The following is a 14993-nucleotide window of genomic DNA, read 5'->3' as shown; positions in this document are numbered from 1 at the left end:
ACGTGTATGACACAGGATGTATTATTGACGATTTCCGGACTGCATGATATGGCATTTGCAGATCCGGAAGAAAATGAAGAGAATGAGCCGATCGAAGTGATCACTCCGGCGAGCTATTACTGGAAGAACGGAAAGCATTATATTCTTTATGATGAAGTAATGGAAGGGATTCCGGGGGTGGTTAAGAATAAGATCAAGATCACCGGTGAAGATTCGATGGAGATCATGAAGAGCGGAATTACGAATGCACATATGGTATTTGAGAAGAATCAGATGAATGTCACATATTATGATACACCGTATGGGCAGCTTCATGTCGGAATTCATACACGGAAGCTGGATGTGAATGTGGATGATGAGCGAATTGATATTGCTGTGGAGTACGGGCTTGATGTGAATCATGAAGCGACGGCAGACTGCCGGATCGCAATGAGCATAAGACCGAAAGCACAGGCAGAGGAAGCAATTTCAGGAAAATAAAACAAAAAGGGTAAATGATTCAATCAGCTCAGAATCATTTACCCTTTTTTGTTACTTGTTCCGCAGTCTTGCCCAGAATCCTTTTTTCTTAGGTGGAGTCTCAAGAGAACCTCTGACTCCTTTTACTGCAGTGATGTAAATACCGCTTACGGTTGCTTTTACTTCTTTTTTGACTGGAATAAGATCATAGATGCTTGCATCACACATCAGAGTCATGATCTTTGGTCCGACTTTTGCCTTGACTACAGGTACCTTTGAACGACGAAGATACTTAGGTGTATTCTCAAGAACAACTGACGGGAAACCGGCATCTTTAAGCTTCATCTTACCTTTGTCGATAACCAGGATGTTGACCTGCTGTGCAGCAGCTGCAATCATCTCTTCCTGTTCTGCCTGCTTTTTCTGCGCTTTCTTACCGAGGAAATACAGAACAACCAGGGCGATAAGCAGTACGGCAAGAATTACCAGTAATACGATCGTTATCTTACTCACGGGTTTTCCTCCTCAAATCATATTTACACATAGCTTATTGTAGCATTGTTTGTAGACAAGTGCAAGTAATTTGAAGTTTTTGGCGGCTTTTTGAAAGTAATGGAAAATCTGAAATAAATGTGAATTTTGGGAAATCCCTTTTCAATGACGGATTATGTGTTATAATCATATGTAGCGCTCTGATGTGGGTGATTTGGACAGTCAGAGAGAATGAAGATATAAGAGGTGTAAAAGAAAATGAAAAAGAAATTAGCAGTACTGGCAGCAGGTATCTGTGCATTGTCATTATTTCTTACCGGATGCTCCGGTGAGATTTCCAATGATTATGTTACGATTACAAAATATAAAGGTGTGGAGATTGATAAAGTAGATGCGGATGCGGTATCGGATAATGATGTAGAAGCACAGATCAACAGTGTACTTCAGTCTAAATCAACTACAACAGAAGTTACAGACCGTGCAGCACAAACCGGAGATACGGTAACGATTGACTACGAAGGAAAGAAAGATGGTGTGGCATTTGATGGTGGAACAGCGACAGATGCACAGCTTACATTAGGAAGTGGTCAGTTTATTGACGGATTTGAGGATGGCGTTGTCGGACACAATATTGGCGATACTTTTGATCTGGATCTGACTTTCCCGGAGAACTATGGAAATGAAGATCTTGCAGGTCAGGCAGTTGTATTTACCGTTACACTGAAGGGAATCAGCCAGACCGATGTACCGGAACTTACCGATGAATTTGTACAGAGTGTTTCTGATACTTCCAAGACGGTGGAAGAGTACAAAAAGGAAATTAAAAAATCTCTGAAAAAAAACGGCAAAGAAAACCAGCAGAATACAATCAAGGAAAATGCATGGAAAGCAGTACTTGAGAACACAACTGTGAACAAGTATCCGAAGAAGGATCTGAAGAATATGATCAGTTCGATCAAGACACAGTATAAGAATATGGCATCTTATTATAACCTTGATTTTGCAGATTTCCTTAAACAGTATATGAATATGGATGAGGAAACTTTTAATTCAAAGGCAACCCAGGCTGCAAAGGATCAGGTAAAGGCCAACCTTGCGGCAGATCTGATCATTGAGAAAGCAAAGATCGATGTGTCAGATAAGACACTTGAGAAGAAGTATAAGGAGTATGCAAAGGCTTACGGATACGAAGATGTAGATGCACTCAAAAAAGCACTGGAAGATGCTGGAAACCTGGAGAATCTGGAGAAGACAGCAAGACTGGATATCGTAGAAGACTGGGTAGCAGACAACTGCAAGCAGGTGAAAAGTACTTCATCTGACAGCAGCGAAAGCGGTTCAAACAGTACAGGAAGTACCGGCAGCACAGAAAATACAAAATAGATATAAGCAAACATTCAAAAGGCGGAGAATAAAATCTCCGTCTTTTTTCTTCCTGAAGGGAATGGTATGATATAGAAAGTAATTGTTTTTACAAAATGAAATATACTACAGGAGGACAAGATGAAAGCAGTACTTTTTGATATGGATGGCATCCTGATCGATACAGAGAAATATCTGACAGTATACAAACAAAAGGCAATGCGGGAGGCGGGATACCGGCTGGATCTGGAAACGGCATACAAATTCCGCAGCTGTGCATCCGTATTTGCAAGAGAGCAGATGAAGGGAATTTTTGGAGAGGATTTCCCATACGATGAGCTCAGACGGCGCAGACAGGAACTGATGAGTGATCATATTGCGCGTTTCGGAATTGAGAAGAAACCGTATGTGGAAGAGACGATCAAGGAGCTGAAAAGACGTGGTTATCAGACGGCAGTCGTGACGGCTACAGCGGAAGACAGGGCTGTGCGTTATCTGGAAATGGTCGGATTTAAAGAGCTGTTTGATGAAATCATCAGTGCATCTATGGTGAAATTGGGAAAACCGAGACCGGATGTGTATCTCTATGCCTGTGAGAAGATCGGGCGGAAGCCTGAAGAGTGCATGGCGGTCGAAGATTCACCGAACGGGGTAAATGCGGCTTACCAAGCGGGCTGCCATGTGACGATGGTTCCGGATCTGACACCTGCAGACGAAGAGGTCAAAAAGATGGCAGATCATGTCGTTCCAGACCTGCGAGGACTTCTGGAATATCTGAAATAACCCCTGAAAATGAGGAGAGCCGATATCCGGTTTCCCGAATATCGGCGTTTATGAAAAAGAAAAATTTTATTATGTGAAAAGGTTTATTTCCTTTTGACAATTATTAGTATACTCGTATCTTGTGAAAAAAGTGTGTTTATAATTTGAAAGAATTATGAACGTTTGTGAACATAGTATACATATATTCTGAAGGGACCGCAGACAGCAGAGTCTGCAGCCCGACAAAAGGGATTTAATCTGTTCCGGGAAGCATCGACCGGACGAAAAGCGAAAACAATTCCCGCATACATGGAGAAGTAAAAAACATGGATTCCGGATGCCACTGAACGCCAAGTGCAAAAGGCTGTCCTTCGATTTCAATTGCCTCAACTGTGCCATCAGAAGTGTGTGCACATGCATGGACATTTTTTCCGAGCAGATGAACGGACTGATGGTGGAAACTATTGGTATACAGAGTGTCTCCGGTCAGTTTATGAAGATGGCTGTCTTTGGCGATGAAAATCTGGTGCCACATATCGCTGCGGTTCTGTGAGGTCTGCATATGCAGAAAAGGATCTCCGGGCTGACAGGAAAGATCCTGGTAGATACTTCCGCCACAGGCGGCGTTGAGCACCTGCATACCCCGGCAGATGCCGATTACCGGAAGATGACGTTTTAAGATTTCCTCTGCAAAATGAATCTGGAAAAGATCTACAGAAAGATTGGTCTGTCCTACACCTGGAAGTGGATCTTCATTGAAGAGAAATGGTGTAAAATCACCTCCTCCGGGGAGCAGAAATCCATCGCATATGTCAAGATAAGAATTGATCGGGAAGTCCTGAGGAAGAATCGGTATCAGCAGGGGGATTCCTCCGGAAATGCGGACTGCCCGCACATAGGTATCGGTTACAAACTGGTTTTTGCCGTCGAAGCCACAGCATAAGATTCCAACAACTGGTTTCATATTTACAATCCTCCTCTTTATCAGATAAATCAGTTGTTACAAAATATGTGGAGTCTGTACGAAATATGTATTATAATAAAAAAAGCAACATGCCAGATGGCAGGAAAGGAGTTCCTATGAAACTGGTTATTCCGGAATATAAAACATTAGAACTTGATACGATATTTTTAGATATGAACGGGACGATCGCTGTGGACGGCGTGATCCCGCCGAGTGTGAAGGAACGTCTTATCGCACTTTCAGAGCAGTTCCGAATTTATGTACTGACTGCAGATACGCATGGAAATGCGAAAGCGCAGTGCGAAGGGCTTCCGGTGATCCTGGAGACATTTCCGACAGGTAATGCAAAGGAGTATAAAAGGGAATTGGTAAAAGCGACCGGTGCAAAACGCTGTGTGGCAATCGGTAATGGCAGAAACGATGAGTGGATGCTGAAAGAGGCGGCGCTTTCCATCGCTGTTATGGACCGGGAAGGGGTCTATGGGAAATTATTGAAAAATGCGGATCTCTGCGTCAGATCTATGCAGGATGGACTGGATCTTCTGCTCTATCCAGGTCGGATCATTGCAGGACTCCGTGGATAATATTTGCAGAAGAATACGTAAGAGTATGTGGAAGGAGAAAAGATGCGTCAGGCTATAGTGACATTGAAAAAGGGTGAGGGACGTCTGCTGAAATCAGGCGGCGCCTGGATATTCGATAATGAAATTGATTCGATTATGGGAGAATTTGAGAATGGTGATATTGTGATCGTCCATGATTTTGACGGGTACGGAATGGGAAGAGGATTTATCAATATGAATTCTAAGATCCGGATCCGTATGATGACAAGAAAGCAGGATCAGGAGATCGATCATGCATTTCTGGAAATGCGGGTGAGAGATGCGTGGGAATACCGGAAAAAGACAGTAGATACATCAAGCTGCCGTGTGATTTTCGGAGAAGCGGATTTTCTTCCCGGACTGGTGATCGATAAATTCTCAGATGTGTTGGTTGTAGAGTCTCTTGCACTCGGAATTGACCGGATGAAAGAAGAAATCGTGGACATTCTGAAAGCGGTACTTTCAGAAGATGGAATTACGATCCGTGGCGTGTATGAACGAAGCGATGCAAAGGTTCGTCAGAATGAAGGCATGGAGAGAGTCAAAGGCTTTATCGGTGAAGAATTTGATACCAAAGTTGAGATTGTGGAAAATGGTGTCAGATATATGGTTGATGTCAAAGACGGACAGAAGACAGGATTTTTCTTGGATCAGAAATACAATCGTCTGGCAATCCAGAGACTTTGCAAGGATGCAGAGGTGCTGGACTGCTTCACGCACACAGGCTCTTTTGCGCTGAATGCAGGGATCGCAGGGGCAAAGCATGTGACAGGTGTAGATGCTTCGGAACTTGGCATAGAACAGGCAAGAGAGAACGCAAGACTCAATGGATTAGAGGATAGAGTTGAATTTGTCTGTGCAGATGTATTTGACCTGCTTCCAAAGCTGGAAGAAGAAGGAAAGCAGTATGATGTAGTAATCCTGGATCCACCTGCATTTACCAAATCCCGTAAGACGATCAAGAATGCGACAAAGGGATATCGTGAGATCAATATGCGCGGAATGAAGCTGGTAAAACCAGGCGGATATCTGGCAACCTGTTCCTGCTCGCATTTTATGGATTATGAGCTTTTTACGAAGACGATCCACCAGGCAGCGCAGAATGTGCATAAGAGAGTCAGACAGGTAGAATACCGGACACAGGCACCGGATCATCCAATTCTGTGGTCGGCAGAAGAATCGTATTATCTTAAATTCTATGTGTTCCAGATCGTGGATGAAAAATAAAGTGTTGTAGTAGATAAAAAAGGTATCGAAAATCAAACATAAATGATTTTCGATACTTTTTTTAATAGTGTACATATTTCAGATTTGATATTCTATTCAAACTGCGCAGCCGATAATGCAACATAATCTGCAGCATTTTTATAAATTGACTGGATCTCTTCCTCAGTAAGAGGTCTTTTTACTTTTGCCGGGCTTCCGATAACCAGCATTCCATCCGGAATAACTGTGTTCTGAGTAACCAGACTTCCGGCACCGATCAGGCAATGCTTTCCAATCTTTGCACCGTTTAAAATCGTACTTCCCATCCCGATTAGAGACGCGTCACCAATTGTACAGCCGTGGATCACACAGTTGTGACCAACAGTGACATCATCACCGATAACGGTCGGAAAACCGTAATCTACATGGACGGTACTGTTATCCTGGATATTACTTCGCTTGCCAATCGTGATAGACGATTCATCACCGCGGACAACGGCATAATAGAACACACTTGAGTCTGCACCGATGGTGACATCACCTAGGATGACGGACTGACTGGCAATGTGCGCCTGTGATGAAATATTTAAAGAAGACATTACAGCAGATTCCTTTCTCGTTGCAAGATTATTTTTTGGCTTCAACAGCTTTGACCGGGTTTTTGGCGGCTGCTTTTGTATCCTGTTCCGCTTCCGGCTGATAACCGTTGATATTATATTTCTGCTCGTAATAATCAAAGGTGGATACATAATTGTTGTCTTTCAATTTCCGTACACTCTTAGTGTATTCGTGCATATCGAAATTGGAAGAATCCAGTTCCAGGATCGCAACGGCAATGTTAGAACAGTGGGCTGCAATACGATCATAGTTGGTGAGCAGATCGTTAAATGCAAATCCGGTGTTCAGATCACACTGCCCGTTACGGAGCCTTTTAATATGACGCATTTTCAAATCGTTGCATAAAATACCGATCAGTTCGCGAAGCGGTTCTACTTTGGCAGCATTTACAAGGTCTTCATCTACAAATGAATTGATCGTGAGATCAAGGAGCTCTTTTAATGCGGATTCAAGAACATGAAGCTCGTATTTGGCTGCATCTGAAAAAATACGTGATTTTTCATGAAGTTCCTGTGCAACACGGGAAATATTGACTGCATGGTCACCCAGACGTTCAAAATCACTGATCGTATGAAGGAACTTGGCGGTCTGTTTGGACTGTTCCGGTGTCAGGTCGTGCATATTGAGCTGCATCAGATAGGTTCCCAGTTTATCTTCGTATTTGTCGATCAGATTTTCCTTTTCCTGAATTTTGTTGAACTTATTATCTGAAAAATCTTTCAGCAGTGCAAGGGCGCGACGGATATTTTTGTATGCTTTCTTTGCCATTCCGTTGACTGCAAGCTGGCTCTGTGTGATTGCCAGTGGCGGATAATTGAGGAAACGTTCCTCAAGAAGATCGAAATCTGCCTGCTCTTCGTTGTCTTCATCGGTATCTTTAATAAGGAAGAAGACAAGCTTTTCAATCTTGCCGATAAATGGAGCAAGAACAAGGATCGTCAGAAGCCGGAATACCGTATTCAAAAGTGCCACACGGAAAGGTGACATAATTTCACCCATAAATGGGAAATGCACGATGGCATTTACAGAATAGAATACGATGGACCAGAAAATCATACCAAATAAATCGTTCAGCAGATAGATCAGAGCAGTACGCTTTCCGTTCTTGTTCGTTCCGATTGAGGAAAGAAGAACCGGACATGCGGCGCCAACGCCGATACCCATTGTGATCGGAAGTGCAGCTGCAAAGGTGATCGATCCGGTAATGGACAGTGCCTGGAGGATACCTACAGAAGCAGAAGCGCTCTGCAAAACTGCTGTAAATACGATCCCGACAAGGATTCCCATAAATGGATTCGTGAACATGGTCAGAAGTCTGACGAAATGCGGATTCTCTTTCAGAGGAGAGACAGCACCGCTCATGGTCTGCATTCCGATCATCAGGATCGCAAAGCCAAGCATGATGTCACCGATATCAGAATACGGTTTTTTCTTGATAAATGTACGGAAAATAATTCCGATGATTGCTACGATTGCAGAAATTGTAGCGGTTGATAAAAGCTGCGCGATTCCGCTGGAACCATCAATGTAGGAGAGACATAGGATCCATCCGGTGATACTGGTTCCGATGTTGGCACCCATGATGATACCAATTGCCTGTGCGACCTTCATCATACCAGAGTTTACAAATCCGACTACCATAACTGTCGTTGCAGAGGATGACTGAATGATAGCGGTTACGACAGTACCGAGCAGAAGTCCTTTCAGAGGAGTATTGGTCAGCCTGTATAAAATAAGTTCAAGCTTATTGCCGGCAACTTTCTTCAGACTGTCGCCCATCAGTGACATACCGTATAAAAACAGGGCTACCCCACTGAGCAATGACAAAACCATTGTAATTCCCATAATTTTGTTTTCCTTTTCTTTAAGCATTAGTTTACATTTTGTCGCAAAAAAAATATCGTACAGCTACTTTAAATATGAAAAGTCTGCATGCAGATCACACAAAGTGACGCTATACGACACTCTTATTATATAACAAGAAAGTTTCCATAGGTAGACTGAAACGATATTTTTTTACACTTTTTTTACAAGGACTTAACTTTTTCTATACATTCGGTAGCAAAAAGAGCCGCATTTTCAAGGTCTGTGCGTGTCGGATGAATCATTGCTTCGTCAAAATTCTGTAATTGCCTTCGGATTTGCTGGCAATCGCAATCTTTTGGTGTGTTCAGCAAGGATTCATATTTTTGACGGACAGCAAGTGGCATTTTCCCCTGGCAGATAAAAGAACCGAGATAGTGATTGTCATCTTCAAGCCAGATCCGGACGCTGGATGCGATCTCTTTGTAGTATTCCGGGCTGTTTCCGGCACCGCAGGTTCCAAAGAGAGCAACGGATTTGTCCGACAGACCGGAAAGGAAGTTGCCAATCTCGAGGCGGCAGGTTCCGCGGTGAACACAGAAACCAACAAAATAAATTTTGGCTTCTGGGAAATCGGTACGTTCATGAAGATTTATCAGATCTTTGGACATCCCCGGAAGGGATGCAAAAATTTCTGTTGCTATTTTTTTTGTATTTCCTGTCTCACTGTCATAGACAACAAGATAATCTAACATATAGTATTTCCTCCTGTCATTTAGTGGTATGTATAAGGAGAACCGCAGAAGAATCCACCGCCGCCACAGCAGAGATTGCACATGATGTTGGCAATGCAGAGCTTCACGCAGAAATCATTGTTGATCGTTGGTGTACCGCCATACATTGTCTGTTGTGTACGATACCAGCTTCCACCATTTTCAAGACGGCTGACAAGAGACTGATATTGATAGTTGGACGGCTCCAGACGAAGTGCTTCTTTGGCATGCTCCAGGGCGAGGACATTATTGCCCATGCCGGAATTGGCGATAGAGCTGTAATAGTACCATCTGGCAGAACGGTCTTTGATTCCTGAAAGGACATTTAAAGTTTCTTTATAATGGCCACTGTTCAGATAATTGGCGGCGGCACGCAGATGAATATCTTCTTCTGTCTCGGTTGTCTGCTGATTCTGATTGGTATACTGACCGTAGAAACCGCCGAATGGACCAAAACCGCCAAAACCTCCGTATCCGCTTCCGGCATCGCCATAACCTCCGGAGCCTGTTCCGGTATATCCGGAGGCACCCATTTCTTTTTCTTTCATAATCTGCTGGTAAGCCTGTTGGATTTCTTTGAATTTGGCTTCTGCCTGATCTTTATTTGGATTGTTGATATTGGCATCCGGATGATAAATACGGCTTAATTTGCGGTAGGCTTTCTTGATATCCTCGTCGGAAGCATCCCGTGAAACGCCGAGTATTGAGTAAGGATCCTGCATAATTGATTATTCTCCTGATCGTTAGCTTTTTTTGATAAAAGTAGTCTGGCATTTTGGACAGCGGATCTCAATTTTACCTTTTCCCTTTGGGACACGGATCTTCTGCTTGCAGTTTGGACACTTGTAAATGTGGTGTGTCTTGCGCTGCGCTGCCATATACTTCTGTTTTGCAAAAAATCCACGGATCTTTGAAGTGTGCTGGAGAAATTTCTGGTTTTCCAGTGCACGCTTGTAGGTCTGACGTGAAAACATGCGATAGTAAGAGTATATCACGAATGCCCACCCAATTACATAAAAAATACGAAAATGGAAGATGCTTGTGATCAGCATCAGAATTACGCCGCTCCATAAGAGAAATTTGCCGAAGGTATCTACTCCGTACCTTCCATACATAAAACGCATCAGTTTTTCTTTCATAATGTTCACCCAATCTTTTTTATTTATAGAATATGATGATACCAGGGGCAAAAGGTCAGAAAGCACGTAGCAATCTGGTATCGAAGGGGTCAAAATACCTTTTGACCACAACATCATATGATACTATACGATGGTTTACATTGTACGCCTGCACACACAAAAATCAATAAACTCTCTATTAAAAAACTCTAAAAAGTATGTTATACTGCTGATATCGTGAAAATATGGAAGAAAATAGGACTTCTGGGATTGCATGGCAATGGAGCAGTCCGGGAATATCATATATAAAAAGCAGAGGAGGAAATTATGGGACGGAAAGAATATGGTCGGTATGGAAAGCATTCCAGGCGTGACCGGCGCAAGAAAAAAGGTGGAATCATCAGTACGGTCATTTTGATCGTTGCAATCTGTGTGTTTGCATTTTCTGCCTTTCAGCTGTATAAAATCTTTAACGGATATCACAAAGGGGAAAGTGAGTATGATGATCTGGTAAAGCTTGCGGTTACGGAAGATAAGGGGGAACAGGAGAACGGGACGGACGATCAGGATGGAAGCAGATTTTCCGTGGATTTCGATGCACTCAGACAGATCAATCCGGATGTGGTTGCATGGATCCGTTTTGATGAACCGGCGGTGATCAATTATCCGGTTGTGCAAGGAAGTGATAATTCAGAATATCTGAGTAAGACATTCAAAGGATATGACAATACCGTAGGAACGATTTTTGTAAATGCTTATAATCATGCGGATTTTAATGACAGAAACACGATCATTTACGGACATTATATGTATAATGGAACGATGTTTAATGAGCTGGAGCAGTATCACGAAAAAAGTTTCTGGGAAAAATACCCTTCCTTCTATATTTATACACCGGATGGCAATGTGGCTACTTATCAGATTTATTCTGTTGGAGTGGTAAAAGATACTTCCGAAGGCTATACATATCAGTTCGCAGATGATGCGGCGTTTGCATCCTTCCTTGAAGCAACGAAGGCGTCTTCTTTGTATGATACAGGTGTGGAAGTGGGAAATGATTCGCAGATCGTGACGTTGTCCACCTGTACACGGGAGGGAAATGATGACAGAACGATCGTACACGGTGTCAGGGTAAATGTACAGCCGGCAGGAGAATAAAAGAGGAGTAAAGCGATGGCAGCAGAAGCAAAATTTGAAGTCGGAGATGTGATCCGGATGAAAAAACCGCATCCGTGCGGAAGCTCAGAGTGGGAGATCCTGAGAGTAGGGGCGGATTTTCGTCTGAAATGTCAGGGATGCGGACACCAGGTAATGGTACCGCGCAGACTGGTTGAAAAAAATACAAAAGAAATAAGAAAAAAGGCTTGAAACAAAGCTTGAATTATGATATCATACCAACTTGTGATATATTATTTATCCTTGTTCCCGGCGGATCCGGGAGCCAAAAGACCATAAGGAGGTGCAGGACATGAGCAAATATGAATTAGCAGTTGTTGTCAGCGCAAAACTCGAAGACGACGCCAGAGCAGAAGTAATCGAAAAGGTGAAAGCACTTGTTACACGTTTCGGTGGTAACATTACTGACGTTGACGAATGGGGAAAGAAGAGATTAGCTTACGAAATCCAGAAGATGAAAGAAGCTTACTACTACTTCATTCACTTTGAATCTGAAACAACAACACCAGGCGAAATCGAAGAAAGAATTCGTATCATGGATGGTGTAATCAGATATTTATGCGTGAAACAGGAAGCTTAGAAAGAGGCAACGTATGAATAAAGTAGTTTTAATGGGACGTCTGACAAGAGATCCTGAAGTGAGATATTCACAAGGTGAGAACGCTCTCGCTATTGCAAGATATACATTAGCTGTAGACCGCAGATTCAAGCGTGACGGAGAACAGACCGCAGATTTTATTAACTGTGTTGTGTTCGGAAAGAGTGCTGAATTTACAGAACGTTATTTCCGTCAGGGAATGCGCGTAGTGGTTTGCGGAAGAATCCAGACCGGAAGCTATACCAACAGGGATGGTGTAAAGGTCTATACAACAGAAGTTGTTGTTGAGGAACAGGAATTCGCAGAAAGTAAGAATGCTAGCAGTGCTAATACACAGTCTTATCAGACAGCCCCGGCACCGGCGCCAAGCGCTGATGCAGGTGACGGTTTCATGAACATTCCAGACGGAATTGATGAGGAGTTACCGTTTAATTAAGGTTGAAAGGAGATGTGTACAATGGCATTCGAAAAAGGAAACAGACCGGATTCTCCAATGAAGAGAAGAGGCGGACGCAGAAGAAAAAAAGTTTGTGTATTCTGTGGTAAAGAAAACAACGAAATCGATTACAAAGATACAGCAAAATTAAAGAAATATGTTTCTGAGAGAGGAAAAATCCTTCCGAGAAGAATCACAGGAAACTGTGCAAAACATCAGAGAGCTCTTACAGTAGCAATCAAGAGAGCAAGACATATCGCTTTAATGCCATACGTTCAGGATTAATCGAATATGATCAGAACAGGATTTCCGTTTTGGAAGTCCTGTTTTTTTACTGTTTTTCTGGCTGGCAGACGATTGAAAAAGGAGTCATTTGGGGTTAGAATAAGAAAGAGAAAGTTTTGAAATCTAAAAAAGAATTGGAGAATCAATTATGAAAAAACCAGTTTTAGTAATTATGGCAGCAGGAATGGGAAGCCGTTATGGCGGACTTAAACAGATCGATCCAGTTGATAAAGAGGGACACATCATTATGGATTTTTCCCTGTTTGATGCAAAAAGAGCCGGATTTGAGAAGGTTATTTTTATTATAAAGAAAGAAAATGAAGACAGTTTCAGAGAAGCAGTAGGAAACCGTATGGCAAAATATATGGAGGTTTCTTATGTATTTCAGGATATCAACAACATTCCGGAAGGTTTTGAAGTTCCGGAAGGCAGAGTGAAACCGTGGGGAACCGGACATGCAGTCCTCAGCTGCATTGATGAGATCGACGGGCCATTTGCTGTTATCAATGCAGATGATTATTATGGAAGACATGCGTTTGAAGCAATTTATAATTATCTGTCTGAGCATGAGGATGATGATAAGTATCGTTATGCGATGGTCGGATATCTTCTGAAGAATACAGTAACAGACAATGGTCATGTGGCAAGAGGAATCTGTACGACCAATGAAGAAGGGGAACTGGTAAATATTACCGAAAGAACCCGCATTGAGAAGCGTGACGGTAAGATTGCGTTTACCGAAAATGATGGCGAAACCTGGGAAAATTTACCAGAGGATACACTGGTTTCCATGAATATGTGGGGATTTACGAGAAGCATACTGGACGAGCTGAAAGCAGAATTTCCACAGTTCCTGAAGAAAGGACTTACTGAAAATCCGATGAAGTGTGAATATTTTCTGCCGGCAGTCGTAAGCAATCTTCTGGAGGCAGACCGCGCAACAGCAGTGGTTCTTCCGTCGGAAGACAAATGGTACGGCGTAACTTATAAAGAAGACAAACCGGTTGTCGTAGAAGCGATCCGCAATCTGAAAAAAGAAGGTCTTTATCCGGAAAATCTCTGGGAAGAGTAGAAATTTGTTAAAATTTAGTAAATAGTTCATTTGATTTACTAAAAAATACAAATAATTTAGTAAAAACACTTCCATATAGGCAGGATGTGTGCTATAGTGTGTAAAGAAAAGTAAATGATTCTAATTTCAGGAGGAAAAAATCATGGCAATTTTAGTAACAGGCGGAGCCGGATTTATCGGCAGTCACACATGTGTAGAGATGCTGAATGCAGGATATGAAGTTATTGTAGTAGATAATCTTTGCAATGCTTCTGAAGAAGCAATCAGACGTGTAGAGAAGATCACCGGTAAGAACGTTACATTTTATAAAGCAGATATCAGAGATAAAGAAGCACTGGATCAGATTTTTGACAAAGAAAGTGTAGAATGTGTCATTCATTTCGCAGGACTTAAAGCAGTCGGAGAATCTGTTGCAAAGCCACTTGAATATTATCAGAACAATATTGCAGGTACACTTACACTTTGTGATGTTATGCGTAACCACAATGTGAAGAACATCATCTTCAGTTCTTCAGCAACGGTATATGGTGATCCGGCATTTATCCCGATTACAGAAGAATGCCCGAAGGGAACCTGTACGAATCCTTATGGATGGACAAAATGGATGCTTGAGCAGATCCTGACAGACCTGCATAAGGCAGATCCGGAGTGGAATGTTGTCCTTCTTCGTTACTTCAATCCGATCGGCGCACATGAGAGCGGACTGATGGGAGAAGATCCGAAGGGTATCCCGAACAACCTGCTTCCATATATTGCACAGGTTGCAATCGGTAAGCTGGAATGCCTGGGGGTATTTGGTGATGATTATGATACACCGGACGGAACAGGTGTGAGAGATTACATCCATGTGGTTGACCTTGCAATTGGACACGTAAAGGCGCTGAAGAAGATCCAGGAAAAATCAGGCGTAAGCATTTATAATCTTGGAACCGGAGTGGGATATTCAGTACTGGATGTATTGCATGCATTTGAAAAAGCATGTGGAAAAGAGATCCCTTACCAGATCAAGCCAAGAAGAGCCGGAGATATCGCAACATGCTACTGTAATGCAGAAAAAGCAAAGAACGAGCTCGGATGGGTTGCAGAACGCGGAATCGACAAGATGTGTGAGGATTCATGGAGATGGCAGACAATGAATCCGAATGGATACGAAGCTTAATAAAAGAAAGAAAAATGTGTCAGGGTGTACGTTCCCTGGCACATTTTTTAGTTCCCTAATATCCGGAAAGGTGATATAATACAAATATCTATAGGTTTTAAGAGGGCT

19 protein-coding genes are annotated in these 14993 nt (G+C 42.6%); 12 read left to right on the top strand and 7 right to left on the bottom strand.

The window, feature by feature from the left end; translation table 11 throughout:
- Window positions 1-6 precede the first annotated feature (6 nt).
- Window positions 7-480: a DUF1934 domain-containing protein gene (locus PGR14_RS05165; RefSeq protein WP_055247913.1), complete on the top strand. Its 474-nt coding sequence runs from the start codon at window positions 7-9 to the stop codon at window positions 478-480.
- 51 nt (window positions 481-531) lie between these two features.
- Here PGR14_RS05165 and PGR14_RS05160 read toward each other — a convergent pair whose 3' ends face one another.
- Window positions 532-972: a hypothetical protein gene (locus PGR14_RS05160; RefSeq protein ID WP_022221110.1), complete on the bottom strand. Its 441-nt coding sequence runs from the start codon at window positions 970-972 to the stop codon at window positions 532-534.
- A 237-nt stretch (window positions 973-1209) separates the two neighbouring features.
- Here PGR14_RS05160 and tig point away from each other — a divergent pair, with 237 nt between their 5' ends.
- Both tig and PGR14_RS05150 read left to right on the top strand, forming a co-directional pair.
- Window positions 1210-2334, top strand: coding sequence for a trigger factor (gene tig, locus PGR14_RS05155; protein WP_270223096.1), 1125 nt, complete (start codon window positions 1210-1212; stop codon window positions 2332-2334).
- A 120-nt stretch (window positions 2335-2454) separates the two neighbouring features.
- The gene (locus PGR14_RS05150; RefSeq protein ID WP_008368935.1) at window positions 2455-3096 is read left to right on the top strand and encodes an HAD family hydrolase; all 642 of its coding nucleotides are present in this window, start codon (window positions 2455-2457) and stop codon (window positions 3094-3096) included.
- A gap of 232 nt (window positions 3097-3328) precedes the next feature.
- On the opposite strand, the gene PGR14_RS05145 is transcribed toward PGR14_RS05150, so the two are convergent.
- Window positions 3329-4039 carry a gamma-glutamyl-gamma-aminobutyrate hydrolase family protein gene (locus tag PGR14_RS05145; protein WP_173692360.1) on the bottom strand — a complete coding sequence of 237 codons (711 nt, stop codon included), beginning with the start codon at window positions 4037-4039 and terminating at the stop codon, window positions 3329-3331.
- A 116-nt stretch (window positions 4040-4155) separates the two neighbouring features.
- Here PGR14_RS05145 and PGR14_RS05140 point away from each other — a divergent pair, with 116 nt between their 5' ends.
- Window positions 4156-4623 (top strand): HAD family hydrolase, encoded by a 468-nt coding sequence (locus PGR14_RS05140; RefSeq protein WP_022221108.1) that lies wholly within the window; start codon window positions 4156-4158, stop codon window positions 4621-4623.
- A 42-nt stretch (window positions 4624-4665) separates the two neighbouring features.
- Entirely contained in the window at window positions 4666-5868 is a 1203-nt protein-coding gene (locus tag PGR14_RS05135) for a class I SAM-dependent rRNA methyltransferase (RefSeq protein ID WP_117824228.1), read from the top strand.
- Window positions 5869-5960: 92 nt separating this feature from the next.
- Here the strand turns inward: PGR14_RS05135 and PGR14_RS05130 are convergent, their stop codons facing one another.
- The 5 genes from PGR14_RS05130 to PGR14_RS05110 all read right to left on the bottom strand — a co-directional run bounded on the left by PGR14_RS05130 (window position 5961) and on the right by PGR14_RS05110 (window position 10180).
- Window positions 5961-6446 (bottom strand): gamma carbonic anhydrase family protein, encoded by a 486-nt coding sequence (locus PGR14_RS05130; RefSeq protein WP_055262093.1) that lies wholly within the window; start codon window positions 6444-6446, stop codon window positions 5961-5963.
- 28 nt (window positions 6447-6474) lie between these two features.
- Window positions 6475-8310: a Na/Pi cotransporter family protein gene (locus PGR14_RS05125; RefSeq protein ID WP_022221105.1), complete on the bottom strand. Its 1836-nt coding sequence runs from the start codon at window positions 8308-8310 to the stop codon at window positions 6475-6477.
- Between the two features lie 182 nt (window positions 8311-8492).
- Window positions 8493-9023 (bottom strand): flavodoxin family protein BilS, encoded by a 531-nt coding sequence (gene bilS / locus PGR14_RS05120; RefSeq protein WP_022221104.1) that lies wholly within the window; start codon window positions 9021-9023, stop codon window positions 8493-8495.
- Between the two features lie 20 nt (window positions 9024-9043).
- The gene (locus PGR14_RS05115; RefSeq protein ID WP_270223095.1) at window positions 9044-9763 is read right to left on the bottom strand and encodes a J domain-containing protein; all 720 of its coding nucleotides are present in this window, start codon (window positions 9761-9763) and stop codon (window positions 9044-9046) included.
- Window positions 9764-9784: 21 nt separating this feature from the next.
- A complete protein-coding gene (locus PGR14_RS05110; protein ID WP_022221103.1) occupies window positions 9785-10180 on the bottom strand; it encodes a hypothetical protein in 396 nt (131 codons plus the stop codon).
- Window positions 10181-10486: 306 nt separating this feature from the next.
- Here PGR14_RS05110 and srtB point away from each other — a divergent pair, with 306 nt between their 5' ends.
- The 7 genes from srtB to galE all read left to right on the top strand — a co-directional run bounded on the left by srtB (window position 10487) and on the right by galE (window position 14885).
- A complete protein-coding gene (gene srtB, locus PGR14_RS05105; RefSeq protein WP_117824224.1) occupies window positions 10487-11317 on the top strand; it encodes a class B sortase in 831 nt (276 codons plus the stop codon).
- A gap of 15 nt (window positions 11318-11332) precedes the next feature.
- Window positions 11333-11527 carry a DUF951 domain-containing protein gene (locus tag PGR14_RS05100; RefSeq protein ID WP_022221102.1) on the top strand — a complete coding sequence of 65 codons (195 nt, stop codon included), beginning with the start codon at window positions 11333-11335 and terminating at the stop codon, window positions 11525-11527.
- A 100-nt stretch (window positions 11528-11627) separates the two neighbouring features.
- Entirely contained in the window at window positions 11628-11915 is a 288-nt protein-coding gene (gene rpsF / locus PGR14_RS05095; RefSeq protein ID WP_008368913.1) for a 30S ribosomal protein S6, read from the top strand.
- 13 nt (window positions 11916-11928) lie between these two features.
- A complete protein-coding gene (locus PGR14_RS05090) occupies window positions 11929-12369 on the top strand; it encodes a single-stranded DNA-binding protein (RefSeq protein ID WP_055262097.1) in 441 nt (146 codons plus the stop codon).
- A 21-nt stretch (window positions 12370-12390) separates the two neighbouring features.
- Complete coding sequence (gene rpsR, locus PGR14_RS05085; protein WP_008368909.1) at window positions 12391-12654, top strand: 30S ribosomal protein S18; 264 nt, start codon at window positions 12391-12393, stop codon at window positions 12652-12654.
- Between the two features lie 148 nt (window positions 12655-12802).
- The gene (locus PGR14_RS05080; protein ID WP_270223094.1) at window positions 12803-13726 is read left to right on the top strand and encodes a sugar phosphate nucleotidyltransferase; all 924 of its coding nucleotides are present in this window, start codon (window positions 12803-12805) and stop codon (window positions 13724-13726) included.
- 142 nt (window positions 13727-13868) lie between these two features.
- Complete coding sequence (galE, locus tag PGR14_RS05075; protein ID WP_022221100.1) at window positions 13869-14885, top strand: UDP-glucose 4-epimerase GalE; 1017 nt, start codon at window positions 13869-13871, stop codon at window positions 14883-14885.
- The last annotated feature ends 108 nt before the right edge of the window (window positions 14886-14993 follow it).

This window comes from Coprococcus sp. AF99-45 (genome assembly GCF_027663865.1).
GTDB lineage: Bacteria > Bacillota > Clostridia > Lachnospirales > Lachnospiraceae > Allocoprococcus > Allocoprococcus comes.
The sequence above is the reverse complement of the archived record's forward strand: the minus strand, read 5'-3'. Positions and strand labels throughout refer to the sequence as shown.